This window comes from Yoonia sp. 72, assembly GCF_034652275.1.
In the GTDB taxonomy this organism is placed as follows: Bacteria; Pseudomonadota; Alphaproteobacteria; order Rhodobacterales; family Rhodobacteraceae; genus Yoonia.
In genome coordinates, this window is sequence record NZ_JAXIWG010000001.1 from 183,096 (window position 1) to 208,295 (window position 25,200).

Sequence of the window (25,200 nt, forward strand, 5' to 3'; positions counted from 1 at the left end):
CGGTTTCATCGACCCGCCTTAACTGCGCCACATCTGTGTGGTATCGCCTCTCTATATCTAGACGGCTGAGAGGGTGCTTCATGTTTCGCAGGATTTTTGGTTTGGTGGTGTTGTTGGGCGCTTTGGCAGCCTGTGCGCCCGGGGCAATGGTCATACAGGGCGATCCGCGTCCCGATCTGGTCCGCGATTACAAGCTTGTGGGACTGAATTTTGCGACCTTGCCGGATTTGCAAGTGTCCGAGGCAAACAGCTATTACCCGCAGGCCGATATCGTCTGGCGCGGTGATCCGGCGGGTGACCGGCTTGCACAGATCGAGGCGCTGTTCACCGAGGCGGCGCGCCGCAATATGGCCACCGACATGAAGAACGCTGACCGCCGCGTCGTACTCGACGTGACGCTTGTGCGGTTCCACGGGCTGTCAAACCGTACGCAGTTTTCGACAGGGGGCGTCTATAACGTCATCTTCGATCTGGCGGTGCGCGACGCGCAAACTGGTGCGGTGATCGAACCCACGCGCCGTGTCGTGGCCAACCTTGATGCCTGGGGTGGCAATGCCAATGCGCAGCTTGAAGCGCAGGGGATCACCCAGAAGATGCGGGTCACCGATTTCCTGACCTCCGTGCTGGCCGACCAATTGCGCTGACGCAGCGATCGGGGCTTTTCAGCGACAGCCCCGTTCGCTAGTGACAGCGGATGACACAGCAAGATGCATCCGACCGCGCCATCGTGCGCCTCATCCCCAAGGCCGAAGCGCGGGCGATCCGCCACGGCTTTCCTTGGGTTTACGCCAATGAACTGGTGACCGACCGGCGCACGCGCGGTCTGCCTGCGGGCAGCATCGCACTGCTGGAGGATGCCAACCGTGTCCCTATGGGCGTGGTCGCGGTCAACCCCGCGTCCAAGATCATCTGCCGGATGCTCGACCAGAACCCCGAGGCCGTGATCGACCAGACGTGGTTCGCGGCCAAGATCGCCCGCGCGCTGGCGCATCGCGCGCGGCTATATCCCGACCCGTTCTACCGGTTGATCCATGCCGAGGCTGACGGCCTGCCCGGCGTCATCATCGACCGGTTCGGCGATATCGCCGTGGTCCAGCCCAATGCGGCCTGGGCCGATGTGCTGATCGCGCCCTTGGTCGCCGCCTTGCAAGAGGTGACGGGCGTCACCACCGTTGTGATGAACGGCACGGGGCGGACCCGCGCGCTCGAAGGTCTGGAAGAGCGGATGGATGTGCTGGCAGGCCAAGCCCCGACAGCCGCCGTTCCGGTGCCGATGAACGGGGCCACCTACCTGGCCGATATCATGGGCGGGCAGAAAACCGGCCTGTTCTTTGACCAGCGGCCCAACCATGCTTTTGCCGCAGGTCTTTCGCAGGGCGCGCGCGTGCTGGATGTCTTCGCCCATGTCGGCGGCTTCGGGCTGGCGGCACTGGCGCAAGGTGCGGCATCGGTGCTGGCGGTGGATGGCTCTGCCCCCGCGCTGGAGCTGGCCGAACAGGGGGCCGCCGCCATGGGCGTGGCCGACCGTTTCACCACCCGTAAAGGCGATGCTTTCGACGTGCTGACAGCGCTGGCCGAGGAAGGCGCGCAATTCGATGTCGTCATCTGCGACCCGCCCGCCTTTGCGCCGGGCAAGGCCGCACTCGAGGCGGGGTTGCGCGCTTACGAACGCGTCGCACGGCTGGCCGCACCGCTGGTGGCACCCGACGGCTATCTGGGCCTGTGTTCCTGTTCGCATGCTGTGGATCTGACAAAATTCCGCAACGCATCCGCGCGTGGGATCGGGCGGGCAGGGCGGCGCGGGCAGATCATCCACACTGGATTTGCCGGACCCGACCATCCCTTGATGCCGCATCTGGCCGAAAGCGGCTATCTGAAGGCCGTGTTCTTCCGCCTATGAAGGTGCTGATCGACGCCTGCGTGCTTTATCCCACCGTGATGCGGGAAATGGTGCTGGGCGTTGCGGGGCAGGGGCTGTTCGCGCCGCGCTGGTCGCCGCGTGTGCTGGAAGAATGGGCGCGCGCGGCAGGCAAACTTGGCCCTGCCGAAGAGGTCTGGGCGCGGGGCGAGATCGCGGCCCTTGCCGCGACCTTCCCCGACGCGCTGATCCGCTATGACGCGGGCATCGAACGGCGGTTCTGGCTGCCTGATACCGGCGACATCCATGTGCTGGCGGCAGCTGTCGCAGGGTCCTGCGATGCGATCCTGACGATGAACGCCAAGGATTTCCCGCGCAACATTCTGGAAGAAGAAGGGCTGCAGCGCCTCGACCCTGACAATTTCCTGCTGGATTTGTGGCGCGATGCGCCGCAAGCTGTCGGCACCGTCGCGGGTGTCGTGCTGGCCGAAGCGCGGCGGTTGTCGGGGCAGGACTGGACCCTGCGCGCCTTGCTGAAAAAGGCGCGCCTGCCGCGATTGGGTAAGGCATTGACCGCGGATTGACCGATGATGATCACGCAGATCGCGGATTATTTCGACAAAGGCTGCGGGCGCTGCGCGCGGTTCGATACCGACGATTGCGCCGCACGGCTCTGGCAGCCGGGGCTGCGTGCCTTGCGCGATCTCTGCCTTGCAGCCGGGCTGCAAGAGGTCGTGAAATGGGGCCATCCCTGCTATATGCACAAAGGCCGCAACATCGCGATCATCGGGGCGACCCGCGCGGGGATCAGGCTGAGTTTCTTCAATGCAGCGCTGATGCGCGACCCTCATGGTGTGCTGGAACGGCAAGGGCCGAACACGCAACATGCCGATATGATTGCCCTGAATACCGCTGACGACGCAGCACGCCTTGCGCCTGTCATCACGGCCTATCTGGCCGAGGCGGCGGGCTATGCCGAGGCAGGGATCAAACCCGCCAAGAACACATCAACGCCCGATCTGCCCACCGCACTGGTGACAGCACTGGACGACGACCCCGCACTGGCCGAAGCTTTTGCCGCCCTCACGCCCGGGCGACAGAAAAGCTATGTGCTGATGGTGAACGGCGCCAAGGCGCAAGAAACGAAAATGTCACGCATCGCCAAGGCCCGTGATAAAATCCTGTCGGGCAAAGGCGCGCAGGAGCGTTAAAGCGCCCGCCACTTCGCTTCATTCGCCTCGATTGCGGCGATGCGCTGCGGGGTCTTGGGATGGCTCAGCATCCATGCGGGCGTTGCCGCGCCATGCGCGCCGGTCAGCGTTTCCAGCTTGGCAAACAGCGATTTCTGCGGCGCGGTGCCGATCCCCGCCTTGACCAGCAGCGCCGAGGCATAGGCATCCGCCTCGAATTCGTCATCACGCGACAGCCGTGCCGCGACAAGGCTGATAAGCGCCGTTGCGATCCACGGCCCGATGCCGGGCAGAAAGCGGTTGAAGATCATCGCCAGCGCCGTGCGCATCGCGTTCTGGCTCGAAAAATCGATCATCCGGCGGCGCGAATGCCCCAGCGCCACATGCCCCAACTCATGCGCGATCACGCTGGCCATCTCGTCGGCACTGACCTGCCCCGCGCGGTATTTGTTGAAAAACCCGCGCGTGATGAAGATGCGCCCGTCAGGGGCGGCCAGCCCGTTCACTTGCGGAATCTCGTAGATATGCACGCGGATGCGGTCGATCCCGACGGCGGTGGCCATCCGGTCCATCAGCACTTTCAGGATCGGGTCGGCCAGTTCGGTCGATTTCTCGTCCAGCTCGCGCGAGGTGCGCCAGACGGAGAAACGGAACATCGCATAGCCATAGACCAGCGCAAGAAAGATGGGCAGAAATTTCATCATGTCTCAGATATGGGGCGCCGGCCCGCCATTGCCAATGGCCCGCTTTGTCGCGCCCCCACTTCTTTTTTCCAAAAATACTCCCGCGCGGCGCGCCAAAAGTTTTTTACCGCACCAGCGCCTTCATACCTTGGTTGATTCCGTCAAGCGTCATCGGCACCATGCGGTCGGCACCAAAAATGTCGCGGATCATCCCGATAGATTGCGTATAGGGCCAATAGCGTTCCTCGACCGGATTGATCCAGAGCACATCGCGCCACTGGTCACGCGCGCGCGCCAGCCAGACGGCCCCCGCTTCGGCGTTCATATGCTCGTTTGCCCCGCCCGGATAGGCGATCTCGTAAGGCGACATGCTGGCATCACCCACGAAGATGCATTTATAATCAGGCCCGTAAGTATGCAGCACGTCCCATGTCGGCGTCTGCGCGTCCCAGCGGCGGCGGTTGTCTTTCCAGACACCTTCGTAAAGGCAGTTGTGGAAATAGAAATGCTGGAAATGCTTGAATTCCGATTTCGCGGCGCTGAACAATTCCTCGACCACCTTCACATGCGGGTCCATCGACCCGCCGATGTCGAGAAACAGCAGCACCTTGACCGCATTGCGTCGTTCGGGGCGCGTTTTCACGTCCAGATAGCCATGTTCCGCCGTTGCGCGGATCGTGCCGCCCAGATCCAGCTCTTCGGCGGCCCCATCGCGCGCCCAGCGGCGCAGGCGTTTGAGCGCAACCTTGATGTTGCGCGTTCCCAATGCGACGCTGTCGTCGAGATTGCGGAATTCGCGCTTGTCCCAGACCTTGACCGCGCGCTGGTGGCGGCTTTGATCCTGCCCGATGCGCACACCTTCGGGATTGTAGCCATAAGCGCCAAAAGGCGAGGTGCCTGCGGTGCCGATCCATTTGGACCCTCCCTGATGGCGGCCTTTCTGTTCGGCCAGCCGCTCTTTGAGCGTCTCCATCAGTTTGTCGAACCCGCCAAGGGCTGCGATCTCGGCTTTCTCGGCCTCGGTCAGGTGTTTCTCTGCCAGCTTTTCCAGCCAGCCAGCGGGCAGGTCGATGGCGTTCAGCACCGCCTCGGCAGGGATCGCCTCCAACCCTTCGAAACTCGCGGCAAAGGCGCGGTCAAACCGGTCCAGATGCCGTTCGTCCTTGACCATTACGGTGCGGGCCAGAAAATAGAACGCCTCGACGTCATAGGTCGCAAGGCCGGCCTTCATCCCTTCCAGGAACGACAGGAATTCGCGCAAGCTGACCGGCACCCCGGATTTGCGCAGATTGTCGAAGAAGGGCAGGAACATCGCGTCAGAGCATGCTGCGTTCAAGGAAGATCAGCACGAACAGACCGACCAGTCCGAAGGCAATGCCAAAACCCGCACCCCACTGGGCCATATCAAGGCCGCGGCCACCGTTCGCCTTGGCGCGCCATGCTCCGACAATGGCCCCGATCAGCAGCCCGGCAAGTGGATAGATCATCGTGATACCTTTCTAGCTTGGCGGGCGCGGCAGGCTGGCAATCTCGTTGAGCCGCGCGATCACCTCGTCCCGATTGCCGAACCCGTATAACCCCCATCCCAGACTGTCCAGCCGCAGCGCCATCGCGGCTTCGGACTGGCCTTGCAGGTCAAGCGCCTCGGCGCGGAACATCATCAGGATCGCCATGAGGGCTGCATTTTCATGCTGGCGGGCGACGTCGATGGCAGGGCCGGTCAGGTCAAGGATCGCCTCTGCATCGCGCGCGATCAAGGCAAAGGCCGCCTGTTGCGCCGCCACATGGGCCGCATGGATGCGCAGGTCGGGATCACCCGCATAGGCCCGCGCGGCCGTGTTGAACGCGGCCAGCGCAAGTGATGGATCAGCGCCGATCTGCAACCGCCCGAAGGCATATTGCGCAAAGCCCTGCCGCGGGCCGGTCCAGCCGCGCGCCTGCCCGATGGCGACAGCACGGGCGGCGGCCTCGCGGCGGACGGCGGGTGACGATCCCCCGCCAAGGGCCACCATGATCGCGCCACTCCAGTCGCGGGTCGTGGGCGATGTCAGCCGCCCCTCGCCGCGCGCGCCCTCCGGATTGAGCCGTGCAAGGATGCCGGGCACCAGCGCCATCACTTCGGGCGGGGACATGCCGCTGCGCAATTCAGGCGCATAGGTGACGCGCAGGATGAGCATGTCAAACCCGGTCAGCACGGCATGCATATTGTCGTCGTTGAACACCGAATCCGGCAGGTGATAAAGGTCGTTGAGCGGCCCGAGCGCCTGTGCCAGTTCCTCGTGCAGACAATCGCGCATTTCCTGCGGTGTGGCGTCGTCGGGCATGAACACCGCTGCCCTTTCGCGGACCTCCAGCGTGGTCCAGTCGATCAGCGGGCTTTGCCGGTTGCGGCGCAATTCGCTCCAGTCGCGCACGCGTGGCACCACGAAACAGGCAGCCCCTGGGGCGGTCTGCTGCAACTGCCGCGGCGAGACCAGCTCGATCCGGATCGCCGCATCCCCGCCTTGCGTGCGGCGGATGTCGATGCCGGCCTCACTGCGCAGCCGCGCCAGCAGACCGTCCAGATCAGCGACCAGCTGTGCGGGGGCAGCGCCGTTGATTGCGACGGTCACAGGCCCTTCAAAGCGGGTGAAACGTGGCAAGGCACGTCCGCTTTCAAGCTGAAAACTCAACTCGAAGAAATCGCGCGCGATCTCGGCATTGGGGCGGCGCGCGGGGGCAGGGTTGCTGGCCGCAAAGGCGCGCATGGCCGGAAACTCCAGCCGGACAGGCTCGGGCAGGTCCCGCATCGGGCCGGTCGGCGGTTGTGGTGCACAGGCCGCCAAGGCCACAAGGGCAAGCAGGATCAGGTATTTCATGAAAAATCCGGTGGTTGACGCACGCGCCACATTAAAGCGCGCGGGCAGGGCATGACCAGTCACGTCAGCGTGCGGGCGCATCACCTTTTGCCGCGCGCCATGAAGGCAAGCCTTTCGAACAGATGCACATCCTGTTCATTCTTGAGAAGCGCCCCATGCAGGCGCGGCAGCGCATCCGCCCCGTCGCGGCGCAGATCCTCGGGCGTCAGATCCTCGGCCAGAAGCAGTTTCAGCCAGTCCAGCACCTCGGAGGTCGAAGGTTTCTTTTTCAGCCCCGGCGTCTCGCGGATCTCGTAGAATTGCGTCAGCGCCGTGGTTAGCAAGGCTTCCTTGATGCCGGGGTGATGCACGGCCACGATCCGGCGCAACGTGTCGAGATCGGGAAACCGGATATAGTGGAAGAAACAGCGCCGCAAAAAGGCGTCTGGCAGTTCCTTTTCGTTGTTGGACGTGATGATGACGATGGGGCGGTGGACCGCGCGCACGGTCTCGCCCGTCTCGTAGACGTGGAATTCCATCCGGTCGAGTTCCTGCAACAGATCGTTGGGAAATTCGATATCGGCCTTGTCCACCTCGTCGATCAGCAGCACGACACGGCCGGGTGCCGCAAAGGCCTGCCACAGCTTGCCGCGCTTGATGTAATTGGCGACATCATTGACCCGTGCATCGCCCAGCTGGCTGTCGCGCAACCGGCTGACGGCGTCGTATTCATAAAGCCCCTGCTGCGCCTTGGTCGTCGATTTGATGTGCCATTCGATCATGGGCAGACCAAGGGCCGCACTGACCTGCCGCGCGAGTTCCGTCTTGCCGGTGCCGGGCTCGCCCTTGACCAGCAGCGGGCGTTCCAATGTCACGGCGGCATTGACCGCCATCTTCAGATCGTCGGTCGCGATATAGCTGTCGGTGCCTGTAAACTGCATGATTTTTGCCCTTTGATTGCCCGACAAGCTAGCAGGTCTGCCGCGATCATCAACACCCGGTGGTTCGCACATTTGGGGGGGTGACACGGCAGGGCCAAAGGGGTAAACGGCGCATGAATTGGGACCGCGACGGGATCGCCACCGACCGCATCACCCAATCGCCAGACAAGGGAAAAGCGATGAAAGCCGAAGTGTTTCTTTCGAACGATTATCGTCCGGCCGATGACGAACCTTTCATGAACGAGCGGCAGACCGAATACTTCCGCCGCAAACTGCTCGACTGGAAAGCGGAAATTCTCGAAGACAGCCGTGACACCGTGGCGGGCATGAAAGACCAGACCCGCAACATCCCCGATGTGGCCGACCGCGCGTCCGAAGAAACCGACCGTTCCATCGAATTGCGCACCCGCGACCGCCAGCGCAAGCTGGTCAGCAAGATCGACGCCGCCCTGCGCCGGATCGACGATGGCGAATACGGCTATTGCGAAATCACAGGCGAGCCGATCTCTCTGAAACGGCTGGATGCGCGCCCCATCGCGACGATGAGCCTCGAGGCGCAGGAACGCCACGAGCGGCGCGAAAAAGTCCACCGCGACGATTAAGGTGGGGGCGAACGCCGGGCGCACGATTGCCATCATCGGCGGCGGCATCGGCGGGCTGACCGCAGCGCTGGCCTTTGCGCGCCAAGGCGCGCAGGTCAGCGTCCACGAACAGGCCCCCGCGATCGCTGAGGTCGGCGCAGGCCTGCAAATCACGCCCAATGGTGCCCGCGCCCTCCACGCGCTCGGGCTTGCGGATGCGCTGGATCATGTGGGCCTGCGCGCCGATGCCGTCCAGCCGATGGATGCGCTGACAGCACGCCCCATCGCGCGGTTCGACCTGACCCGCCAGACCCCGCCTTATCGTTTCCTGCACCGCGCCGACCTGATCGGTCTGTTGGCGCAGGCCTGTGCGGATGCAGGCGTGCGGATCGTGCTGAATGCGCGGATCGCAGATGTCACAGCGGCGGGCATGCCAGACGCGGACCTGACGATTGGAGCAGATGGCCTGCATTCTGTGTTCCGCCCGTTGTTGAACCACACAGCCGCCCCGTTTTTCACCGGCCAGGTCGCATGGCGCGCGATCTTTCCCGCTCAGGCCGACCCCATCGCGCAAATCTGGATGGCCCCTGGCCGCCATATCGTGACCTATCCACTGCCCGGCAACCGTCTGAACATCGTCGCCGTGCAGGAACGCGGGACATGGGCCGCCGAAGGCTGGCACCACGCCGATGATCCCGCCAACCTGCGCGCGGCTTTCGCCGATTGCGCGCCTGCGCTGCGGGACCTGCTGGCACGGGTTGAGGCGACACATCTCTGGGGCCTGTTCCGGCATCCGGTGGCAGAGCATTGGCACAATGACCGGATCGCGCTTCTCGGTGATGCCGCTCATCCGACGCTCCCGTTTCTGGCGCAAGGCGCCAACCTCGCCATCGAGGATGCCTTTGTCCTCGCCCGCATCACCGATAAGCAGAGCGATCTGGCGAGCGCATCAAAGGCCTATCAAGCCGCCCGCCGCCCGCGTGTGACCCGCGCCATCGCCGCCGCCAATGCCAATGCGCGCAATTACCACTTGTCGGGGCTACAGCGGCGCGTCGCGCATCTGGGGTTGAAAACGCTCGGGAAAATCGCGCCGGACGCCTTCATCAACCGCCTTGGCTGGCTTTACAATTTCGACCCCGCATCTTCCGAGTAAAAATATCCTCGCCGAAGGCCACCAGCCCCGTCAGGGGCGCAGTTCAACCCAGACCGGCACGTGGTCCGACGGTTTGTCGCGCGCGCGCAGGTCCTTTTCGATCCACGCCCCCGCCAACAGGTCCGCGCATTGCGGGGTGAGCAGAAAGTGGTCGATGCGGATGCCGTTGTTTTTCTCCCACGCGCCCGCCTGATAATCCCAGAACGAATAATGTCCGGCCCCCGGTTCACGGGTGCGGAAGGCCTCAGTAAATCCAAGGTTCAGCACACGGCGATAGGCGGCACGGCTTTCAGGCCGGAACAAAGCATCATCGCGCCAGACCTCTGGCCTTGCGGCATCCACCTTTTGCGGGATGATGTTGTAATCGCCCGCCATCAGCGCGGGCATCTCGTCGGCCAGCAGGTCGCGCGCGCGCGCCAGCAAACGATCCATCCACGCCAGCTTATAGTCGAACTTCGGCCCCGGCGCGGGGTTGCCGTTGGGCAGATATAGCCCGCAAATGCGCACAGCTACATCGCCCAGCACTGTCGCCTCGATCCAGCGGGCCTGTTCGTCGGCATCGTCACCGGGCAGACCGCGGGTCACATCCTCCAGCGGCAATTTCGACAGGATCGCGACCCCGTTGAACCCCTTTTGCCCGTGGGTTTCGAGCGTATAACCGCGGTCCTCGATCATCTCACGGGGGAAGGCCTCATCCACCGATTTGATCTCTTGCAGGATCGCCACGTCAGGCGCGCTGTCGTCCAGCCAGTCGCAGAGCGTTTCGATCCGCGCCTTGACGCCGTTGATATTGAAAGTCGCGATTTTCATCACATCGAAAACGATGTGCCGCAGCCGCAGGACGAGGATGCATTGGGGTTCTGGATCACAAACCGCGCGCCGATCAGTTCCTCGGAGAAATCGATCACCGCATCGGTCAGGAAGGGCAGGGATATGGAATCGATCACCACCTTTTCGCCCTTGTCCGACAGGATCAGGTCGTCGTCCTTGGGCTCGTCAAGGTCGATCTCATATTGAAATCCCGAACAGCCGCCGCCTTCGACCGCGATGCGCAGCGCCTTGCCTTGCGCGGCAGCGCCGATTTCCGCCAGCCGTTCAAAAGCGCGCGGCGTGACTTTGGGAGGAAGCGTAAGCATTGCATCGCCTTTCGGATTGTTCATCTTTGACATATAGGCAAGTCAGGCAAACCCGACAACAGGCAAACAAATGACAGCGCCCTATGCGACCGATCCGGCCAATCCGCGCGGCAGGCTTTATGCGGAGGAAGAAAGTACCTTCCGCTCGCCCTTTCAGCGCGACCGCGACCGGATCATCCATGCTTCGGCCTTCCGGCGGCTCAAACACAAGACCCAAGTGTTCATCGAACATGAAGGCGACTATTTCCGCACCCGCCTGACCCATTCGATCGAAGTCGCGCAAGTCGCCCGCACCATCGCCGCCACCTTGGGCCTGAACGTGGAGCTGACCGAGGCGGTCGCCTTGGCGCATGACCTTGGCCACACACCCTTCGGCCATACAGGCGAAGAGGCGCTGGATGCGCTGATGCAGCCTTACGGCGGGTTCGACCATAATGCGCAGGCGCTGCGGATCGTCACCGATCTGGAACGGCATTACGCCGAATGGGACGGGCTGAACCTGACTTGGGAGACGCTCGAAGGCATCGCCAAACACAACGGGCCGGTGACGGGGGCCATTCCCTATGCGCTGGCCGCCTATAATGCGCGCCACGATCTGGAACTGCACACCCATGCCAGTGCAGAGGCGCAGGTTGCCGCACTCTCCGACGATATCGCCTATAATAACCATGACTTGCACGACGGACTTCGTGCAGAGCTGTTCAGCACCGACGACCTTGCCGCCCTGCCGATCCTGCGCGATTGCTTCGCGCGGGTCGATGCGAAATACCCCGGCCTCAACTACTACCGCCGCCGGCACGAGGCGTTACGCCGGTTCTTTGGCGTGCTGGTCGAGGATGTGATCGCCGTCAGCCGCCGCAATCTGGCCGATCTGAACCCCACGACGGTGCATGATATCCGCCACGCGGGGCGCATGGTGATCCAATTTTCGCCCGCACTGTGGACCGATCTGAAAGTGATCCGGCAATTCCTGTTCGAACGCATGTACCGCGCGCCTGCCGTGGTCGAAATGCGGGTGGTGGTCACCAAGATGGTGAACGAGCTGTTCCCCTTCTTCATGGACAACCCCGGCGAATTGCCCAAACAATGGCGCAAGGACGTGGCCGATGCCCCCGACCAGACCGCCTTGGCGCGGATCGTGGCGGATTACATCGCGGGTATGACCGACCGTTTCGCCATTCAGGAACACAAGCGCCTGATCGGCGGCGAAACCATCCCGCCCGGCGTGATCGACGGGAATTGACGCGGGCGGCGGGGGTGATACACCTGCCGGATCAAAAATGGACTGATAAAATGAACCTTTTCGCTGATGTGCGGGGCCGTGTACTGGCCTGTCTTGACCAGATGGTCGCCGATGGCGCCTTGCCACAGGGGCTGGCGATGGATGCCGTCGCGGTCGAACCTCCGCGTGATGCCGCACATGGCGATATGGCGACGAATGCCGCGATGGTGCTGGCCAAACCTGCAGGCCTGAACCCGCGCGCGATTGCGGACGCGCTGGCGCTGAAACTCGCCGCCGATCCGATCATCGCCAGCGCCGATGTCGCAGGCCCCGGATTTTTGAACATGCGTCTGGTGCCCGCCGCATGGCAGGGGATCGTCAAGGCGGCCTTGTCGGATGCCGCTTTCGGGCGGTCCAGCTTGGGGCAGGGCAAGCGGATGTTGGTCGAATATGTCTCCGCCAACCCCACAGGTCCGCTGCATGTCGGCCACACACGCGGTGCGGTGTTCGGTGACGCGCTGGCCAGCCTTTTGGCCTATGCGGGCTATGATGTGACCCGCGAATACTACATCAACGACGGTGGCGCGCAGGTCGATGTCCTCGCGCGGTCGGTTTACATGCGCTACCTCGAAGCGCATGACCTCAGCGTGGACTGGCCCGAAGGCACCTATCCCGGCGATTACCTGATCCCCGTGGGCGAGGCGCTGAAAGCCAAGGTCGGCGATGCCTTTATCGACAAGGGCGAACAGTTCTGGCTTGAAGAAGTGCGCACCTTTGCAACCGATGCGATGATGGAACTGATCCGCACCGATCTGGCGCAGCTCAACATCAGCATGGACAGTTTCTATTCCGAAAAGTCGTTGTATGGCAGTGGCTTGATCGAGAAAGCGATTGCAGAACTTGATGCCAAGGGCCTGATCTATCGCGGCACGCTGGAACCCCCCAAGGGCAAGACGCCCGAGGATTGGGAACCGCGCGAACAGACTTTGTTCAAATCAACCGCGCACGGCGATGACGTGGACCGGCCTGTGCAGAAATCGGACGGGTCGTGGACCTATTTTGCGCCGGATATCGCGTACCACTATGACAAGGTGCAGCGCGGCTATGACGCGCTGATCGACGTGTTCGGCGCCGATCATGGCGGCTATGTCAAACGGATGAAGGCGGCGGTCTCGGCCCTGTCGGACGGCAAGGTGCCGCTGGATATCAAGCTGACGCAGCTGGTGAAGCTCTATAAAAACGGCGAACCGTTCAAGATGTCGAAACGGGCAGGGACATTCATCACCCTGCGCGATGTGGTGGACGAGGTCGGGCCTGACGTGACCCGTTTCCACATGCTAACGCGCAAGAACGACGCGCCTCTGGATTTCGATTTCGGGAAGATGCTGGAACAATCCAAGGATAATCCTGTCTTCTACGTGCAATTTGCCCATGCGCGGGTTAATTCCGTGCTGCGCAAGGCCGTCGAGGCAGGAATCGTGGTGGATGACGCAACCCTTGCGGCGGCAAACCTGTCCGGCTTGACCCATGAGTCGGAACTTGCTGTCGCGCGCAAGGTTGCCGAATGGCCGCGTCAGGTTGAAATCGCCGCCAAGGCCGGCGAGCCACACAGGATCGCTTTCTATCTCTATGATCTGGCGTCGGATTTCCACTCTTTGTGGAACCGTGGCAATGACGATACATCCCTGCGGTTCCTGCAAGAGGGTGATTCTGATACAACACAAGCGAAAATTGCGCTGATCCGGGCCGTTGCGATTGTTATTTCGCACGGTTTGGGTATTCTTGGCGTCACACCGGCAGAGGAAATGCGCTAACGCACTCCGCTGGACAAGGCAGAGCAGACGACCCGACAAGCCGCAAACGGCGCGGGCAGTGAGGCAGTGATGGCGACATACGAGCAGGGGCTGGCCCCGCAATCGGGCAGTGGGCGCGGGCAGTCCTGGATGAATGTCATTGGCGCGCTGGTGTCTTTGTCGATGATTATCGGCATTGGCTATTGGGGCTACAAACTTATCATGCGCGATGTGTCTGGCATCCCTGTCGTGCGCGCTATGGAAGGCGATATGCGTGTGCTGCCCGCCGATCCGGGGGGTGACATCGCGCGCCATGTCGGATTGTCGGTGAATGACCTTGTCGCCAGAGGCGAGGCGGCAGGCCCAGAGGACCGGCTGGTGCTGGCGCCCCGCACCCCCGGCCTTGCCTCCGAGGATCTGGCAGCACCGCCCATGGCCGCGGTCGATGACGTGGGCGAGGAAACAATGCAGCCCGTGGCTCTGTTGCCCGACGCCGCCACAATCGAAGTGCCCGCCCAAAACATGGGCGCCACGGTTGAGGATGTTCTCGCCATGGTCGCCGAAATCACCGAGGCCGATCAGGCAAGCGAGGTCGCCGCGATGGACCGCGTGCCCGCTTCTGTGCCGGGTGTTGCCGTGTCGCTGCGCCCGATCGTGCGCCCCGCGTCCCTGCGCGCGACGCCTGCGCCTGCGCCTGCGCCTGCTGCACCTGCGACAGCCGCAGCCACTCCTGCGAATACCTCCGAGGTCGCCGTCACCACTGCCAGTTTCGCCACCGGCACCGACCTTGTGCAGTTGGGCGCGTTCTCCACGCCTGCCTTGGCGGCGGAAGAATGGGCGCGGCTTGAATCCCGCTTTGGCGCGCTGATGAACGGGCGCGAACGCGTCGTGCAGGTCAGCACCCAAACCAGCGGCACATGGTACCGTTTGCGCGCGAGCGGCTTTGCCGACCGCGACGATGCCCGCCGGTTCTGCGCCGCCTTGCAGGCCGAAGGCGCCGAATGCATCGCGGTTGTGGTCAATTAAGTGACGCAGACTGCGGCGATTTTTGGCCCAGCCGCGCTGGAGGTCACAGCTTGGGAACGCGGGTTTTTTCGTGACGCGGACCCTTGGGGTTTCATCCTGTTTGCCCGCAACATCGACACGCCAGACCAACTGCGCCGCCTGACGGGCGATCTGCGCGATGTGTTGGGCCGCGATGCGCCGATCCTGATCGACCAAGAGGGCGGGCGCGTCCAGAGGATGCGCAGTCCGCATTGGCGCGAATATCTGCCTGCGCTGGATCAGATGGCCCGCGCCGCTGACCCGCTGCGCGCACAATGGCTGCGGTACCGGCTGATCGCGCATGACCTGCTCAGCGTCGGGATCGACGTGAACTGCGCGCCTCTGGCCGATGTAGCCGAAGATGCGACCCATCCGTTCCTGCAAAACCGCCTCTACGGGCGCGATGTCCCCACGGTCGTCGCCGCCGCGCGCGCCTGTGCGGACGGTTTGCTGGCAGGCGGCGTTCTGCCCGTGCTCAAACACATCCCCGGTCACGGGCGCGCGCAGGCCGACAGCCATCTGGCCTTGCCGCGGGTGACCGCCAGCGTGGACGACCTGACCGCCCATGATTTTGCGCCTTTCACGGCCTTGCGCGATCTGCCCTTGGGCATGACCGCGCATATCGTCTTTGACGCGCTCGACCCTGACCGGCCTGCGACCACCTCGCCCGTGATGATGCAGGTGATCCGCGACCAGATCGGGTTTGACGGCCTCTTGATGACCGACGATCTGTCGATGCAGGCGCTCGCGGGCACCGTCACCGACCGCAGCCGCGCTGCCATCGCCGCTGGTTGCGACCTGATCTTGCATTGCAACGGCGACGCAGATGAAATGACCGAGGTCGCAAAGGCCGCCGGTGCCATGTCCGCCAAGGCGCACACCCGCGCCAATCGCGCCCTTGCCCTGCGCAAGACCCCCGAAAAGATTGACATCACCGCATTAGAGGCCGAATTTGAAGCGCTGATGGCGTGAGGTCCGATGCAACAGGGTGAGTTTCAGGAAGATACCGACCGTATTAGCGCCCGCGTTGCCGCCGAGGCGCTGATTGTCGATGTCGGCGCGTTCGAAGGGCCGCTCGATCTGCTGCTGACGCTGTCGCGGACCCAAAAGGTCGATCTGCGCAAGATTTCCATTCTGGCCCTCGCACAGCAATATCTGGCCTTCGTCGAACAGGCCAAGGCGCTGCGGCTGGAACTTGCCGCCGATTATCTGGTGATGGCCGCCTGGCTCGCCTTCCTCAAATCCCGCCTGCTGCTGCCGCCCGACCCGCGCGAGGCGGGACCATCGGGCGAGGAGCTCGCCGCACATCTGGCCTTCCAGCTGGAACGTCTGGCCGCCATGCGCGAAGCGGCCGCGCAACTGATGGCGCGCGACCAGCTGGGCCGCGATTTTTTCGCGCGCGGTATCACCGAGGATGTGCAGCGCGTGCGCCGCGTGCAATATACCGCGACCCTGCTTGATCTGATGCAGGGCTATGCCCGCATCCGCACGCGCGATGATTTCCGCCCCTTCGTGCTGGACCGGCAGCATGTGATGACAATGGAACAGGCGCTGGAACGGATGCGGCACCTCATTGGCTTTGCCGGTGACTGGACCGATATTTCCAGCTATCTGCCCGATGGCTGGGACGCCGACCCGCAACGCAGGCGGTCCACCACAGCGGCGACATTTGCCGCGTCACTGGAACTGGCCAAGGAAGGCAAGATCGAAATCCGCCAAAGCGACAGCTTTGCGCCGATCCAGATTCGCAAGAAAGAACCGCGCAATGGCTAAACCGCAAAACGACAGCCTGTTCGACGCGCCGCCCATGGGCGAACAGGAACGCATGGTCGAGGCGATCCTTTTCGCCACCGCCGACCCCGTCACCGTGCAGGACCTGATCGGGCGGATGCCGCATGGCTGCGACCCTGCCGAGGCGCTGGCCTATTTGCGCAAACGCTACGAAGGGCGTGGCGTGAACGTGGTGCGTATCGGTGATGCTTGGGCGATCCGCACGGCGCCGGACCTTGGCTTTCTGATGCAAAAGGAAATCGTCGAAACCCGCAAATTGTCGCGCGCGGCGATCGAGACGCTGGCCATCGTTGCCTATCACCAGCCTGTCACCCGCGCCGAAATCGAGGAAATCCGTGGCGTCAGCGTCAGCCGCGGCACCATCGACCAGCTGATCGAGATGGAATGGATCAGGTTCGGGCGGCGCAAGATGACACCGGGCCGGCCCGTGACCTTTGTGGTGACCCAAAGTTTCCTTGATCATTTCGGCTTGGAAAACGCCCGCGATCTGCCCGGGCTCAAGGAATTGCGCGCGGCAGGTCTGCTCGAAAACCGCCCGCCACCCGGCACCGTGCCACTGGGCGAGACCGAGGAAGACAGCGCCGATGCCGGCCAGTCCGAGCTCTTTGAAGATTGATCAGGCTGCCCTATATGCGGGCGCACGGCGTGTGAAAGGATGCGACAATGAACATGAACCGCGTGATCAACATGGTCGTCCGGCAGGTGATGAACCGCGGGATCGGTAAAGGCATGCAGATGCTGTCCAAAAGGGACGGCCAGACGGGCAAACAGGCCCCGGGTGCCGGTCAGTCCAAGCAGTTGCAGCAAGGCATGCGCCTGCTGCGCCGCTTCATGCGCTAGGCTTGAAATGCTTGGACAGCTTCAGCCCCTGTCCTTGATAATTCGACTTGATCGCCTGCCCGTACAAAGCCTCGGGCAGGGCGGACATATGCTCGTAAACCAGTCTGCCAACCACTTGCCCGTGTTCCAGCACAAACGGCGCCTCGTGGCAGCGCACCTCCAGCACTCCGCGTGATCCGGCCCCGCCCGCAGCGGCATAGCCGAAACCGGGGTCGAAAAAGCCCGCGTAATGCACGCGGAATTCGCCCACCATCGCCAGATAGGGTGCCATTTCGGCGGCCTGCATCGGCGGGATGACAATCGCCTCGCGGCTGACAAGGATATAGAACGCGCCAGGATCAAGGATGATCCAGCCGGTATCTGTATGCACCGGTTCCCAGAATTCGGCAGGATCGTAATGATTGAGCTTGGCCAGATCGATCACGCCGGTATGCGGCTTGGCGCGATAGCCGACCAGATTGCCTGCCTCGGGGCGCAGATCGACGGAAAAGCCCAAACCGTCCGAAATTACCGGATCGCCCGACACGATGGGCGTGGTGCCATGCAGCGCGCGCAGATCGTCATCGGACATGATGGTCTTGCCCTGGCGAAAGATGATCTGGTTCAGCATCTGGCCGGGCTGGGCCACGACCGAAAACGACCGCGGACAAATCTCGACATAAAGCGGCCCGTCATAGCCCGCGGGCACGCGGTCGAATTCGACGCCGTGATCGGTGATGATCCGCGTCAGAAGGTCCAACCGCCCGATGGACGACTTCGCCGAGGCAGCCCCCGTCATACCCTGCGGCAAGGACAGGCTTTCCATCAAGGGCACGACATAGACGCAGCCTTTTTCCAGCACGGCCCCGCCGGTCAGGTCGATGGCATGCATCTGGAAATCCGCCAGCCGTTCGGCCACCGTCCGCTGGCGGCCCGCCAGAAACGACGCGCGCACCCGGTAGGCTACAGCGCCGAGACGCAGATCAAGCGAGGCAGGCTGGATCTGGCCTGCATCAATGGGCGCATCAGCACGGATCGCGCCTGTGCCGATCATCGCACGGATCTGATGGTCTGCCAGAACGCCGTTTTGCATGAAATCGCCCCTTTGCAGATATCAAAACGCCCGCTGCGCGCAAACGCAAGCGGGCGATGATGATTGGTCGGGCTAGCAGGACTCGAACCTGCGACCTTCCGTCCCCCAGACGGACGCGCTACCAGGCTGCGCTATAGCCCGACTAGGCGTGTTCATACTGGAATCTGGGGCGGGAACAAGCCCGAAAAGCATCATCGTTGGAGGCTAAATATCCCCGCCGGAGGCCAGAAAACGTTTTGGGGCAACCGCCGTTCAGGCGTGGCGCATGCGGTCACGCACCGCTTCCAGACGGGCCAGCATCGGCGCGATGCGCGCCGCCTGTGCCTGCAAGGCCGCAGCCTGCACAGGTGCGCGGCCGATCAGGCGGGCCGGCACATCGGGCAGATCGCGGGGCGGTTCGGGAAAGACCGGATGGCGGCGCGGCGCGACAGGTGCGTCATCGAACGGCAGGGCCGTCTGCGCAGGGCGCGGCACAGGTGCGGGGTCTGCCGCTTGCGGCGCGGGGGCGGGCGAGGCCACAGGTGCAGGGGGTGCCGCTTGCGGCACGACCGGCGGTGCTGCGGTGATATCCTCGACGCTCTCCAGCGTCACACTTGGCCCCAAGGAGGCCACGTATTTGACGCCTTTTTCGCGCAGCAGTTTCTGGGTGCCTTTAATGGTCAGCCCGTCTTCGTGCAGCAATTGCTTGATGCCGCCCAGCAGGTCCATGTCGCTGGGGCGGTAATAGCGCCGCCCGCCCGCGCCTTTGACAGGGCGGATCTGGCTGAACTTGGTTTCCCAGAATCGCAGCACATGGGTCGGCGTATCAAGCCATTCCGCCACTTCGGAAATCGTGCGAAAGGCTTCGCGGGCTTTGGCCATGGCTTAGGACTTGTTTCCGGCCGCGACGCGATCCTTCATCAGATGCGATGGCCGGAAGGTCAGCACGCGGCGCGGATGGATCGGCACTTCCTCGCCGGTCTTTGGGTTACGACCGACACGGGCAGCCTTTTCGCGGACCGAAAATGTCCCGAAGGACGAAATCTTGACCGTATCCCCCGCCACCAACGAATCGGAGATATGCGTCAGCACGCTTTCCACCAGATCGGCGCTGTCGTTGCGCGACAGCCCCACTTCACTATGGACGGCATCCGCCAGGTCCATGCGTGTCAAAGTCTTGTCCGCCATAGATCACTTCCTCGCGATTTCGCCCCAACATTGGCGCGGGGCAATTTCAGAGTCAATAACAAGGACTTGGCAAAGCCACTTCAGTGCGCGGTTTCACCCTACCAACGCAGGACAACCGAGCCCCAGGCCAGACCGCCGCCGATGGCCTCGGTCACGACCAGATCGCCGCGCTTGATCTGGCCGTTGGCGACACCCACCGACAGCGCCAGCGGGATCGAGGCGGCCGATGTATTGCCATGGTCCTGCACAGTGACGACGACGCGGTCCATGCCCACGCCCAGTTTCTTGGCGGTGGCCTGAATGATGCGGATATTGGCCTGATGCGGCACGACCCAATCGACGTCATCGGCGCTCAGCCCGACCTTGTGCAGGGCGGCATCGGCAGTCTGGGCAAGCTTTTCGACAGCATGGCGGAACAGCTCGCGGCCTTCCATGCGCACGACGCCCGTTGTCTGGGTCGAAACGCCGCCGTCCACATAAAGCATGTCCTTGTAGCGCCCGTCCGAATTGAGATCGACCGACAGGATGCCACGGTCGTTTGTGCTACCATCGCCGTCCTCGGCCGACAGGATCAGCGCACCCGCGCCGTCACCGAACAAGACGCAGGTGGCCCTGTCGGTCCAGTCGAGGATCTTGCTGAAGGTTTCCGCACCGATCACCATGACAGTACTGGCCTGGCCCGATGTGATCAGCGCGTTGGCGGTTGACAGCGCATAGACAAAGCCTGCGCAAACCGCTTGGATATCAAAGGCATAGCCTCTGGTGTTGCCGATGGCATGCTGCACCATCGTCGCCGTCGAGGGAAAGGTCAGATCGGATGTCGATGTCGCCAGAACGATCGCGTCGATGTCATTGGCGTCGATCTTGGCCATGGCCAGCGCGGCTTTGGCGGCATGGATCGCAAGGTCGGATGTGGTCTGACCCTCTGCTGCGAAATGCCGCCGCTCGATACCGGAACGGGTCTTGATCCATTCGTCCGATGTGTCCAGCGTCTTTTCGAATTCGCTGTTGGGCACGACCCGTTCGGGAAGGTAATGCCCGATGCCCCTGACCACTGCGCGCCGTGTCATCGTGTTATTTGCCTGTGTTGTTGCTGCCCGCTTCGGCAGCACTTTCTTGGCTATGATCTTGGGCAAGTGCGGCGGCGGATGCAACCCGTGCCGCCAGCTTGTCGGAAAATCCGCTTTGCGCCAGCCGGTAGGCCAGATCGAGCGCGGCCGCCACACCTGTCGCATCAGCCGAGCCGTGGCTTTTGATCACCGTCTGGTTCAGGCCCAGAAACACGCCGCCATTCACGCGGCGCGGGTCTATCCGCTTGCGCAGGCGGCGCAAAGATCCACGCGCCAGCAGGGCACCCAGCATCGATAGCGGATTGCCCATCAGCGATCCGCGCAAAAGTTCGCTGATCAGCGTGGCTGTGCCTTCGCCGGTTTTCAGCGCGACATTGCCGGTGAATCCGTCGGTGACGATCACATCGACCTTGTTGGACGGCAGATCGCCACCTTCGACGAATCCGACGTAATCGAATTCACCTTTCTCGGCGGCGCGCGCGATCAGCTCATGCGCGACCTTGAGTTCGGCGCGACCCTTGTGTTCCTCGGTCCCGACATTGAGCAGTCCGACGCGCGGGCGTGCGATGTCCAGCCCGTTGCGCGCATAGGACGCGCCCATCAACGCATAGGTCAGAAGGTCGTCCTGATCGGCGCGGATATCGGCACCGGCATCCAGCATGACGTTGAACCCCGCCGGATTGCGTGACGGCCAGAGACAGGCGATGGCGGGGCGGTTCACGCCTTCGGCTTTGCGTAGGCGCAGCATCGACAGCGCCATCAGCCCGCCGGTATTGCCGCAGGACACGCAGACTGCGGCCTGACCGTCGCGCACCGCGTCGATGGCCGACCACATCGAGGTTTTCTTGCCATGCCGCAGCACATGGCTGGGCTTGTCCGACATCTTCACCACATCGGCGGCATCATGCACGGTCACGCGGTCGGTGATGTTGTGCGATGCGACCAGCGGGTCAAGCTCGGCCTTGGGACCATGCAGCAGGGCATGGGCACCGGGCGTGCCTTTCAGAAACGTCGCAAGGCCCGCAACCACGGTTGCAGGCCCTTTGTCGCCACCCATGGCATCAACAGAAAGCACATTGGCCGATGTCGAGACTGATCCCGTCTGGCGCTGTATCATGCTGTTGTGCCTGCGTTACAGCTTATGCTGCGTCTTCGTCCAGATCGACCTCGGTCGTGTTGGCGACGACTTCACGTGTCGCATAGTGGCCGCAGGACGGGCACACGTGGTGCGGACGCTTCATTTCTCCGCAGTTGTCGCATTCGTTGGGGTTTGCAGCGACAAGAGAGTCGTGCGCGCGCCGGTTGTTGCGGCGGGATTTGGAAACTTTATTCTGCTGGACGGCCATGACGGAACCCTATGATAAACGGGCACGCGGCCCTGATTTGTGCATCTGTCGGGGGTCCTACGCCAATCTGGCAGCCCTGTCGAGACGCTGTATGAAAGAGGCCGCGAACATACTGCGATTCCCGCGCGGCGCAACCCCTTTTCGGGGTGGTAGAAAAGCGGTCAATCGTCCTTGTTTTTCAGGCTGTCGCGCAAGGCGCCAAGCCCTGCAAAGGGACGTGCTTCTTCGTCCGTCAAAGGGGTGACACCTTTGCGGGTATAGACGGTTTGCCCCAGTTCGGCCCCTTGCGCGCGCGGATATAGCGGCAGCGCTAGCGCCAGTGCTTCGGTCAGCACGGCGTAAAGGTCGATGGCGTCGGGCAGGGGTTCGAGCGTGTCATCCTCGGGCATCTCGACCTCGGTGCCGGTCGTCTCGGGCAGGTCGGCCAGATACTGGCGCGTCACATCCTCGTCGATCCGCGTCGTGACGGGATCAAGCGTGACGACGCAATCCTGCACCACCGTCGCCCCCAGCTTTGCGGTCAACGCCCAGTCCTTGCGGCCTTGTGGGGTCAGTTCGCCTTCGAACCGGAGCTTCTTGATGCCCACGATTCCCAAGGTGTCCGCGATGGCCGCGCGGTCGCCCGCATCCGGCGTCAGCACAAAGGTCGTGCCGCGCGATGCGGCAAGGTCGGCCAAACGCAAGAGTGATTGTGGCATCTGGGGCAAGGCTGCTTCCATTCTTGAACAGGGGCGGGTGGTGATGTATCGGGGATAAAAGGCATCAGATGCCAAAGCAAGGGGCCTCACATGAACATGACCAAACTGCGCGCCAGCCTGCGGGCCTCGGGTTTTGTGGTGGCGGTCGTGGCGGTTGCGGCTTGCACGCCAATGACGCGTTTCCACGGCTTTGCGCCTGATGCGCGCGAACTGGCACAGGTGCAGGTCGGCCAATCGACGCGGGCCGATGTCGTGGCCCTGTTCGGCCCGCCCACTTCCGACGGCGGGGTGCGTAACGATACCATCTATTACGTCGCCAGCCAGTTCGACCGCATCGGCCCCTTTGCCCCGCGAGAGGTTGACCGCACCGTCATCGCCGTCAGCTTTGACGCCAGCGACCGCGTGCGCAACGTGACCCGCTATACGCTGGAGGACGGGCGCGTCGTGCAACTCGACCGTCGCGTCACCGACGACGGGATCGCGGATGTGGGCGTGCTGGAACAGCTCTTGGGCTCGTTCGGCCGGATCGATGCGGGCACCTTCCTTGGGGCGGACAACGGCGGCGGCGATCTTTAGCGCAGCGGCTGTTTTACAGGGCGTGTATCGCAAAAGTTGATTCGAGCGCATCCGCACTCTATCAAAAGCGGCAGCCCTTGCTGGAGTGTTGATGTGAGCCGCCTTTTTCTCATGACTTGCGCAGCAATGCTGTCGCTGTCGGCATCTGTCGTTATGGCGCAGACGCAGGCGACGGACGAGATCAACAGCTACCTTGTGCCTGTCACCATTCTGGACCACCCGCAGTGCAACGGCACGGGCCAGACCGCCTTTTCCCTTGCGATGCAGGCCGAGGATCTGCGGTTTCGAGTCAGCGCGGACACATGGACCTCAAGCATTGATATGGGCGGTGGCCATTGGGCTGAGAGTGACTCCGTTCACAGCTGCTTTATCTTTCAGGAACGTGGTGAGGGCCGCAGGCAAATCGAGGTGCCGTGTGATGCCCAAGTGGCGGCACTGCCGCGCATGTGTACCATCGAAGAGAGACGCGGCACCGATCGGGTTCAGGTTCAGATGCCCTGTCCGGCCGCAGCAGCGGAGGCGGCCGAGGTCGACACCCCAGAGGCCCAGATCCTGCGTCTTGACCTCTCGCTGCAAGTGAACCTGTGCCAGTCATTGATGCAATTGGACATCATCGACGGGCAGTGGACAGCAGACCTGACAGCAGGCGTAACAGTCACGCGCCAGCAAGGCGTTTTTAGCATGCTGGCGCCCTCCTTTCGATCCGTGTCGCGAAACGAACCGGACGCCACGATTTCCTTTACGACGGGGAATGGCCGGCGACATTGGCAGGGGGGCGAGCAACCATCCTATTTCCGAATTGAACTGACCAAGATACCGGTCAACCTGCCTGAGGGTGGAGCGCAAACCGCCCGACTTCAAACCGATGTCATCGTCTTTCCCACGCTTGAAGGAACGCCGATATGCAGGACGGGTGACTGTAATTTAGCCTATACGTGGAATATCTTCCGTGAGTAAACGAACGGCTTTGACCCATTCGGTCCCCCGCCTCACTCCTCCGGTTCAAACGTCAGCGCCACCCCGTTCATGCAATACCGCAGCCCCGTAGGTGCAGGCCCATCGGGAAACACATGCCCCAGATGCGCGTCGCAGCGGGCGCAATGTACCTCTGTCCGCGTCATAAAGAATCCGCGATCCACCGATTCCCCGACCTGTTCGGGCGAGAGCGGCTCATAGAACGACGGCCAGCCGGTGCCGCTTTCGAACTTGGCACGCTGGTCGAACAAGGGCGCGCCGCAGCACACGCACAGATATGTGCCGGGGTCTTTGGGGAAATTGTCATGGGTGCCCGCGCGTTCGGTGCCATGCTTGCGCGTGACCTTGAACGCCAGATCGGACAGCTGTTCGCGCCATTCGGCATCCGATTTGATGATTTTATCCATGTCATATTCCTTTTTCGTCTGTTGCGCATAAGGTAGGGCGCAAGCACCCTATCGCCAAGGCAGGCCATGACAATCGCATTCGAAATCGGCCGGTATCGCGCCCGTCTGGCGGCAACGCCCGACGATCTGGCCGCCTGCCAGCGCCTGCGGCATACCTGCTTTTTCGGCCAAGCCGGTCTGGACAGCGATGCCTTCGATGCGCGCTGCCAGCATCTGATGATCGAGGACGGGGCGGGCCGGCTGGTCGCTGCTGCACGCCTGTTACTGATCGCGCAAGGCGCGGAGCTTGCACAAAGCTATTCCGCGCAATTCTACGACCTTTCCGGCCTGACCGCCCAGCCCGGCCCCCTGATGGAGCTGGGGCGGTTCTGCATCGCCGCCGATGTGCTTGATGCCGATGTGGTGCGTGTGGCTTGGGGGGCGCTGGCGGGCATTGTAGACGCGGCGGGCGTGCAGACCCTGTTCGGCTGCACCAGTTTCACAGGCACCGATCCCGCGCGCTATGGGGCGGCCTTTGCGCGTCTGGCGGCCCAGCATCAGGGGCCTGCGCATCTGCGCCCCGGCATCAAGGCGCCCGACGTCGTGGCGCTGGACGGGCAGGGGCATGGCACAGCCCCTTTGCCGTCGCTTCTGCGGTCTTATCTGGCGATGGGTGGCTGGGTCGGCGATCATGCGGTGGTGGACCGGCAGATGAACACGCTGCATGTGTTTACCTGCCTTGATATCGCCGCCGTCCCACCCGCGCGCGCGCGCGCCTTGCGCGCCGTGATGGGCGCGCGCTGAAACCCCTTGCGCTGGCGCAAGCCACGCAATAGCAGGC

The 25,200-nt window shown here is 62.9% G+C and carries 31 protein-coding genes and 1 tRNA gene; 16 read left to right on the forward strand and 16 right to left on the reverse strand.

Features of this window, described 5'->3' with window-relative positions:
- Positions 1 to 80 precede the first annotated feature (80 nt).
- Genes VCK47_RS00960 through VCK47_RS00975 form a run of 4 tightly spaced genes read left to right on the forward strand, consistent with a single transcriptional unit; the run spans position 81 to position 3,069 of the window.
- Positions 81 to 644, forward strand: a complete 564-nt coding sequence (locus VCK47_RS00960; RefSeq protein WP_322888863.1) for a DUF6778 family protein — start codon at positions 81 to 83, stop codon at positions 642 to 644.
- A 50-nt stretch (positions 645 to 694) separates the two neighbouring features.
- Positions 695 to 1,900, forward strand: coding sequence for an RSP_2647 family RNA methyltransferase (locus VCK47_RS00965; RefSeq protein ID WP_322888864.1), 1,206 nt, complete (start codon positions 695 to 697; stop codon positions 1,898 to 1,900).
- Positions 1,897 to 2,442 (forward strand): RSP_2648 family PIN domain-containing protein, encoded by a 546-nt coding sequence (locus tag VCK47_RS00970; RefSeq protein WP_322888865.1) that lies wholly within the window; start codon positions 1,897 to 1,899, stop codon positions 2,440 to 2,442. Before VCK47_RS00965 ends, VCK47_RS00970 begins: the two co-directional genes overlap by 4 nt.
- A gap of 3 nt (positions 2,443 to 2,445) precedes the next feature.
- The gene (locus tag VCK47_RS00975; protein WP_322888866.1) at positions 2,446 to 3,069 is read left to right on the forward strand and encodes a YdeI/OmpD-associated family protein; all 624 of its coding nucleotides are present in this window, start codon (positions 2,446 to 2,448) and stop codon (positions 3,067 to 3,069) included.
- Here the strand turns inward: VCK47_RS00975 and VCK47_RS00980 are convergent.
- From VCK47_RS00980 to VCK47_RS01000, 5 genes are all read right to left on the reverse strand, one after another.
- On the reverse strand, positions 3,066 to 3,752 hold the full coding sequence (locus VCK47_RS00980; RefSeq protein WP_322888867.1) for a M48 family metallopeptidase: 687 nt from the start codon (positions 3,750 to 3,752) through the stop codon (positions 3,066 to 3,068). The two genes, VCK47_RS00975 and VCK47_RS00980, sit on opposite strands and share 4 nt — an antisense overlap.
- Positions 3,753 to 3,855: 103 nt before the next feature.
- A complete protein-coding gene (locus tag VCK47_RS00985) occupies positions 3,856 to 5,043 on the reverse strand; it encodes a VWA domain-containing protein (protein ID WP_322888868.1) in 1,188 nt (395 codons plus the stop codon).
- A gap of 4 nt (positions 5,044 to 5,047) precedes the next feature.
- A complete protein-coding gene (locus VCK47_RS00990) occupies positions 5,048 to 5,218 on the reverse strand; it encodes a hypothetical protein (protein WP_322888869.1) in 171 nt (56 codons plus the stop codon).
- A 12-nt stretch (positions 5,219 to 5,230) separates the two neighbouring features.
- On the reverse strand, positions 5,231 to 6,589 hold the full coding sequence (locus VCK47_RS00995; RefSeq protein ID WP_322888870.1) for a DUF2927 domain-containing protein: 1,359 nt from the start codon (positions 6,587 to 6,589) through the stop codon (positions 5,231 to 5,233).
- An 80-nt stretch (positions 6,590 to 6,669) separates the two neighbouring features.
- The gene (locus VCK47_RS01000; protein ID WP_322888871.1) at positions 6,670 to 7,509 is read right to left on the reverse strand and encodes a MoxR family ATPase; all 840 of its coding nucleotides are present in this window, start codon (positions 7,507 to 7,509) and stop codon (positions 6,670 to 6,672) included.
- Positions 7,510 to 7,688: 179 nt separating this feature from the next.
- Here VCK47_RS01000 and dksA point away from each other — a divergent pair, with 179 nt between their 5' ends.
- Together dksA and VCK47_RS01010 are read left to right on the forward strand one after the other, a co-directional pair.
- Positions 7,689 to 8,111, forward strand: coding sequence for an RNA polymerase-binding protein DksA (gene dksA / locus VCK47_RS01005; RefSeq protein ID WP_019953791.1), 423 nt, complete (start codon positions 7,689 to 7,691; stop codon positions 8,109 to 8,111).
- Between the two features lies 1 nt (position 8,112).
- Complete coding sequence (locus VCK47_RS01010) at positions 8,113 to 9,243, forward strand: FAD-dependent monooxygenase (RefSeq protein WP_322888872.1); 1,131 nt, start codon at positions 8,113 to 8,115, stop codon at positions 9,241 to 9,243.
- Between the two features lie 30 nt (positions 9,244 to 9,273).
- Here the strand turns inward: VCK47_RS01010 and xth are convergent, their stop codons facing one another.
- Both xth and VCK47_RS01020 read right to left on the reverse strand, forming a co-directional pair.
- Positions 9,274 to 10,053, reverse strand: coding sequence for an exodeoxyribonuclease III (gene xth, locus VCK47_RS01015; RefSeq protein WP_322888873.1), 780 nt, complete (start codon positions 10,051 to 10,053; stop codon positions 9,274 to 9,276).
- Positions 10,053 to 10,379: an iron-sulfur cluster assembly accessory protein gene (locus VCK47_RS01020; protein ID WP_322888874.1), complete on the reverse strand. Its 327-nt coding sequence runs from the start codon at positions 10,377 to 10,379 to the stop codon at positions 10,053 to 10,055. The genes xth and VCK47_RS01020 overlap by 1 nt, the downstream gene beginning before the upstream one ends.
- Before the next feature lie 70 nt (positions 10,380 to 10,449).
- Here VCK47_RS01020 and VCK47_RS01025 point away from each other — a divergent pair, with 70 nt between their 5' ends.
- From VCK47_RS01025 to VCK47_RS01055, 7 genes are all read left to right on the forward strand, one after another.
- Complete coding sequence (locus tag VCK47_RS01025) at positions 10,450 to 11,622, forward strand: deoxyguanosinetriphosphate triphosphohydrolase (protein WP_322888875.1); 1,173 nt, start codon at positions 10,450 to 10,452, stop codon at positions 11,620 to 11,622.
- Positions 11,623 to 11,672: 50 nt separating this feature from the next.
- Positions 11,673 to 13,415 (forward strand): arginine--tRNA ligase, encoded by a 1,743-nt coding sequence (argS, locus tag VCK47_RS01030; RefSeq protein WP_322888876.1) that lies wholly within the window; start codon positions 11,673 to 11,675, stop codon positions 13,413 to 13,415.
- A gap of 69 nt (positions 13,416 to 13,484) precedes the next feature.
- Positions 13,485 to 14,420: an SPOR domain-containing protein gene (locus tag VCK47_RS01035; RefSeq protein ID WP_322888877.1), complete on the forward strand. Its 936-nt coding sequence runs from the start codon at positions 13,485 to 13,487 to the stop codon at positions 14,418 to 14,420.
- Positions 14,421 to 15,410, forward strand: a complete 990-nt coding sequence (gene nagZ, locus VCK47_RS01040) for a beta-N-acetylhexosaminidase (RefSeq protein ID WP_322888878.1) — start codon at positions 14,421 to 14,423, stop codon at positions 15,408 to 15,410. It abuts the gene before it with no gap.
- Between the two features lie 6 nt (positions 15,411 to 15,416).
- The gene (locus tag VCK47_RS01045) at positions 15,417 to 16,211 is read left to right on the forward strand and encodes a ScpA family protein (protein WP_322888879.1); all 795 of its coding nucleotides are present in this window, start codon (positions 15,417 to 15,419) and stop codon (positions 16,209 to 16,211) included.
- Positions 16,204 to 16,845, forward strand: coding sequence for an SMC-Scp complex subunit ScpB (scpB, locus tag VCK47_RS01050; RefSeq protein ID WP_322888880.1), 642 nt, complete (start codon positions 16,204 to 16,206; stop codon positions 16,843 to 16,845). Before VCK47_RS01045 ends, scpB begins: the two co-directional genes overlap by 8 nt.
- A gap of 47 nt (positions 16,846 to 16,892) precedes the next feature.
- A complete protein-coding gene (locus VCK47_RS01055) occupies positions 16,893 to 17,069 on the forward strand; it encodes a hypothetical protein (protein WP_322888881.1) in 177 nt (58 codons plus the stop codon).
- On the opposite strand, the gene VCK47_RS01060 is transcribed toward VCK47_RS01055, so the two are convergent.
- The 8 genes from VCK47_RS01060 to VCK47_RS01095 form a co-directional block, all read right to left on the reverse strand.
- Entirely contained in the window at positions 17,059 to 18,141 is a 1,083-nt protein-coding gene (locus VCK47_RS01060; RefSeq protein ID WP_322888882.1) for a 2'-deoxycytidine 5'-triphosphate deaminase, read from the reverse strand. The genes VCK47_RS01055 and VCK47_RS01060 overlap by 11 nt on opposite strands.
- Before the next feature lie 64 nt (positions 18,142 to 18,205).
- Positions 18,206 to 18,282, reverse strand: a tRNA-Pro gene (locus tag VCK47_RS01065).
- 111 nt (positions 18,283 to 18,393) lie between these two features.
- Positions 18,394 to 19,002, reverse strand: coding sequence for a MerR family transcriptional regulator (locus tag VCK47_RS01070; RefSeq protein WP_322888883.1), 609 nt, complete (start codon positions 19,000 to 19,002; stop codon positions 18,394 to 18,396).
- 3 nt (positions 19,003 to 19,005) lie between these two features.
- A complete protein-coding gene (gene ihfA, locus VCK47_RS01075) occupies positions 19,006 to 19,308 on the reverse strand; it encodes an integration host factor subunit alpha (RefSeq protein ID WP_322888884.1) in 303 nt (100 codons plus the stop codon).
- Between the two features lie 98 nt (positions 19,309 to 19,406).
- Entirely contained in the window at positions 19,407 to 20,378 is a 972-nt protein-coding gene (locus VCK47_RS01080) for a beta-ketoacyl-ACP synthase III (protein WP_322888885.1), read from the reverse strand.
- A gap of 4 nt (positions 20,379 to 20,382) precedes the next feature.
- Complete coding sequence (gene plsX, locus VCK47_RS01085) at positions 20,383 to 21,495, reverse strand: phosphate acyltransferase PlsX (protein WP_322888886.1); 1,113 nt, start codon at positions 21,493 to 21,495, stop codon at positions 20,383 to 20,385.
- Positions 21,496 to 21,517: 22 nt separating this feature from the next.
- A complete protein-coding gene (gene rpmF / locus VCK47_RS01090) occupies positions 21,518 to 21,724 on the reverse strand; it encodes a 50S ribosomal protein L32 (RefSeq protein WP_019953775.1) in 207 nt (68 codons plus the stop codon).
- 161 nt (positions 21,725 to 21,885) lie between these two features.
- On the reverse strand, positions 21,886 to 22,422 hold the full coding sequence (locus tag VCK47_RS01095; RefSeq protein WP_322890001.1) for a DUF177 domain-containing protein: 537 nt from the start codon (positions 22,420 to 22,422) through the stop codon (positions 21,886 to 21,888).
- Positions 22,423 to 22,512: 90 nt separating this feature from the next.
- Here VCK47_RS01095 and VCK47_RS01100 point away from each other — a divergent pair, with 90 nt between their 5' ends.
- Together VCK47_RS01100 and VCK47_RS01105 are read left to right on the forward strand one after the other, a co-directional pair.
- Entirely contained in the window at positions 22,513 to 22,998 is a 486-nt protein-coding gene (locus tag VCK47_RS01100; RefSeq protein WP_322888887.1) for an outer membrane protein assembly factor BamE, read from the forward strand.
- A 93-nt stretch (positions 22,999 to 23,091) separates the two neighbouring features.
- On the forward strand, positions 23,092 to 23,955 hold the full coding sequence (locus VCK47_RS01105) for a hypothetical protein (protein WP_322888888.1): 864 nt from the start codon (positions 23,092 to 23,094) through the stop codon (positions 23,953 to 23,955).
- Positions 23,956 to 23,987: 32 nt separating this feature from the next.
- On the opposite strand, the gene msrB is transcribed toward VCK47_RS01105, so the two are convergent.
- A complete protein-coding gene (gene msrB, locus VCK47_RS01110; protein WP_322888889.1) occupies positions 23,988 to 24,380 on the reverse strand; it encodes a peptide-methionine (R)-S-oxide reductase MsrB in 393 nt (130 codons plus the stop codon).
- A gap of 66 nt (positions 24,381 to 24,446) precedes the next feature.
- Here msrB and VCK47_RS01115 point away from each other — a divergent pair, with 66 nt between their 5' ends.
- On the forward strand, positions 24,447 to 25,163 hold the full coding sequence (locus tag VCK47_RS01115) for a GNAT family N-acetyltransferase (protein ID WP_322888890.1): 717 nt from the start codon (positions 24,447 to 24,449) through the stop codon (positions 25,161 to 25,163).
- Positions 25,164 to 25,200 lie beyond the last annotated feature (37 nt).

Bases quoted from the DNA above. Each gene is read 5' to 3' on its own strand.
- VCK47_RS00960 (WP_322888863.1), top strand. From the start codon at position 81: ATGTTTCGCAGGATTTTTGGTTTGGTGGTGTTGTTGGGCGCTTTGGCA.
- VCK47_RS00965 (WP_322888864.1), top strand. From the start codon at position 695: ATGACACAGCAAGATGCATCCGACCGCGCCATCGTGCGCCTCATCCCC.
- VCK47_RS00970 (WP_322888865.1), top strand. From the start codon at position 1,897: ATGAAGGTGCTGATCGACGCCTGCGTGCTTTATCCCACCGTGATGCGG.
- VCK47_RS00975 (WP_322888866.1), top strand. From the start codon at position 2,446: ATGATGATCACGCAGATCGCGGATTATTTCGACAAAGGCTGCGGGCGC.
- VCK47_RS00980 (WP_322888867.1), bottom strand. From the start codon at position 3,752: ATGATGAAATTTCTGCCCATCTTTCTTGCGCTGGTCTATGGCTATGCG.
- VCK47_RS00985 (WP_322888868.1), bottom strand. From the start codon at position 5,043: ATGTTCCTGCCCTTCTTCGACAATCTGCGCAAATCCGGGGTGCCGGTC.
- VCK47_RS00990 (WP_322888869.1), bottom strand. From the start codon at position 5,218: ATGATCTATCCACTTGCCGGGCTGCTGATCGGGGCCATTGTCGGAGCA.
- VCK47_RS00995 (WP_322888870.1), bottom strand. From the start codon at position 6,589: ATGAAATACCTGATCCTGCTTGCCCTTGTGGCCTTGGCGGCCTGTGCA.
- VCK47_RS01000 (WP_322888871.1), bottom strand. From the start codon at position 7,509: ATGCAGTTTACAGGCACCGACAGCTATATCGCGACCGACGATCTGAAG.
- dksA (WP_019953791.1), top strand. From the start codon at position 7,689: ATGAAAGCCGAAGTGTTTCTTTCGAACGATTATCGTCCGGCCGATGAC.
- xth (WP_322888873.1), bottom strand. From the start codon at position 10,053: ATGAAAATCGCGACTTTCAATATCAACGGCGTCAAGGCGCGGATCGAA.
- VCK47_RS01020 (WP_322888874.1), bottom strand. From the start codon at position 10,379: ATGCTTACGCTTCCTCCCAAAGTCACGCCGCGCGCTTTTGAACGGCTG.
- VCK47_RS01025 (WP_322888875.1), top strand. From the start codon at position 10,450: ATGACAGCGCCCTATGCGACCGATCCGGCCAATCCGCGCGGCAGGCTT.
- argS (WP_322888876.1), top strand. From the start codon at position 11,673: ATGAACCTTTTCGCTGATGTGCGGGGCCGTGTACTGGCCTGTCTTGAC.
- VCK47_RS01035 (WP_322888877.1), top strand. From the start codon at position 13,485: ATGGCGACATACGAGCAGGGGCTGGCCCCGCAATCGGGCAGTGGGCGC.
- VCK47_RS01045 (WP_322888879.1), top strand. From the start codon at position 15,417: ATGCAACAGGGTGAGTTTCAGGAAGATACCGACCGTATTAGCGCCCGC.
- scpB (WP_322888880.1), top strand. From the start codon at position 16,204: ATGGCTAAACCGCAAAACGACAGCCTGTTCGACGCGCCGCCCATGGGC.
- VCK47_RS01055 (WP_322888881.1), top strand. From the start codon at position 16,893: ATGAACATGAACCGCGTGATCAACATGGTCGTCCGGCAGGTGATGAAC.
- VCK47_RS01060 (WP_322888882.1), bottom strand. From the start codon at position 18,141: ATGCAAAACGGCGTTCTGGCAGACCATCAGATCCGTGCGATGATCGGC.
- VCK47_RS01070 (WP_322888883.1), bottom strand. From the start codon at position 19,002: ATGGCCAAAGCCCGCGAAGCCTTTCGCACGATTTCCGAAGTGGCGGAA.
- ihfA (WP_322888884.1), bottom strand. From the start codon at position 19,308: ATGGCGGACAAGACTTTGACACGCATGGACCTGGCGGATGCCGTCCAT.
- VCK47_RS01080 (WP_322888885.1), bottom strand. From the start codon at position 20,378: ATGACACGGCGCGCAGTGGTCAGGGGCATCGGGCATTACCTTCCCGAA.
- plsX (WP_322888886.1), bottom strand. From the start codon at position 21,495: ATGATACAGCGCCAGACGGGATCAGTCTCGACATCGGCCAATGTGCTT.
- rpmF (WP_019953775.1), bottom strand. From the start codon at position 21,724: ATGGCCGTCCAGCAGAATAAAGTTTCCAAATCCCGCCGCAACAACCGG.
- VCK47_RS01095 (WP_322890001.1), bottom strand. From the start codon at position 22,422: ATGCCACAATCACTCTTGCGTTTGGCCGACCTTGCCGCATCGCGCGGC.
- VCK47_RS01100 (WP_322888887.1), top strand. From the start codon at position 22,513: ATGAACATGACCAAACTGCGCGCCAGCCTGCGGGCCTCGGGTTTTGTG.
- msrB (WP_322888889.1), bottom strand. From the start codon at position 24,380: ATGGATAAAATCATCAAATCGGATGCCGAATGGCGCGAACAGCTGTCC.
- VCK47_RS01115 (WP_322888890.1), top strand. From the start codon at position 24,447: ATGACAATCGCATTCGAAATCGGCCGGTATCGCGCCCGTCTGGCGGCA.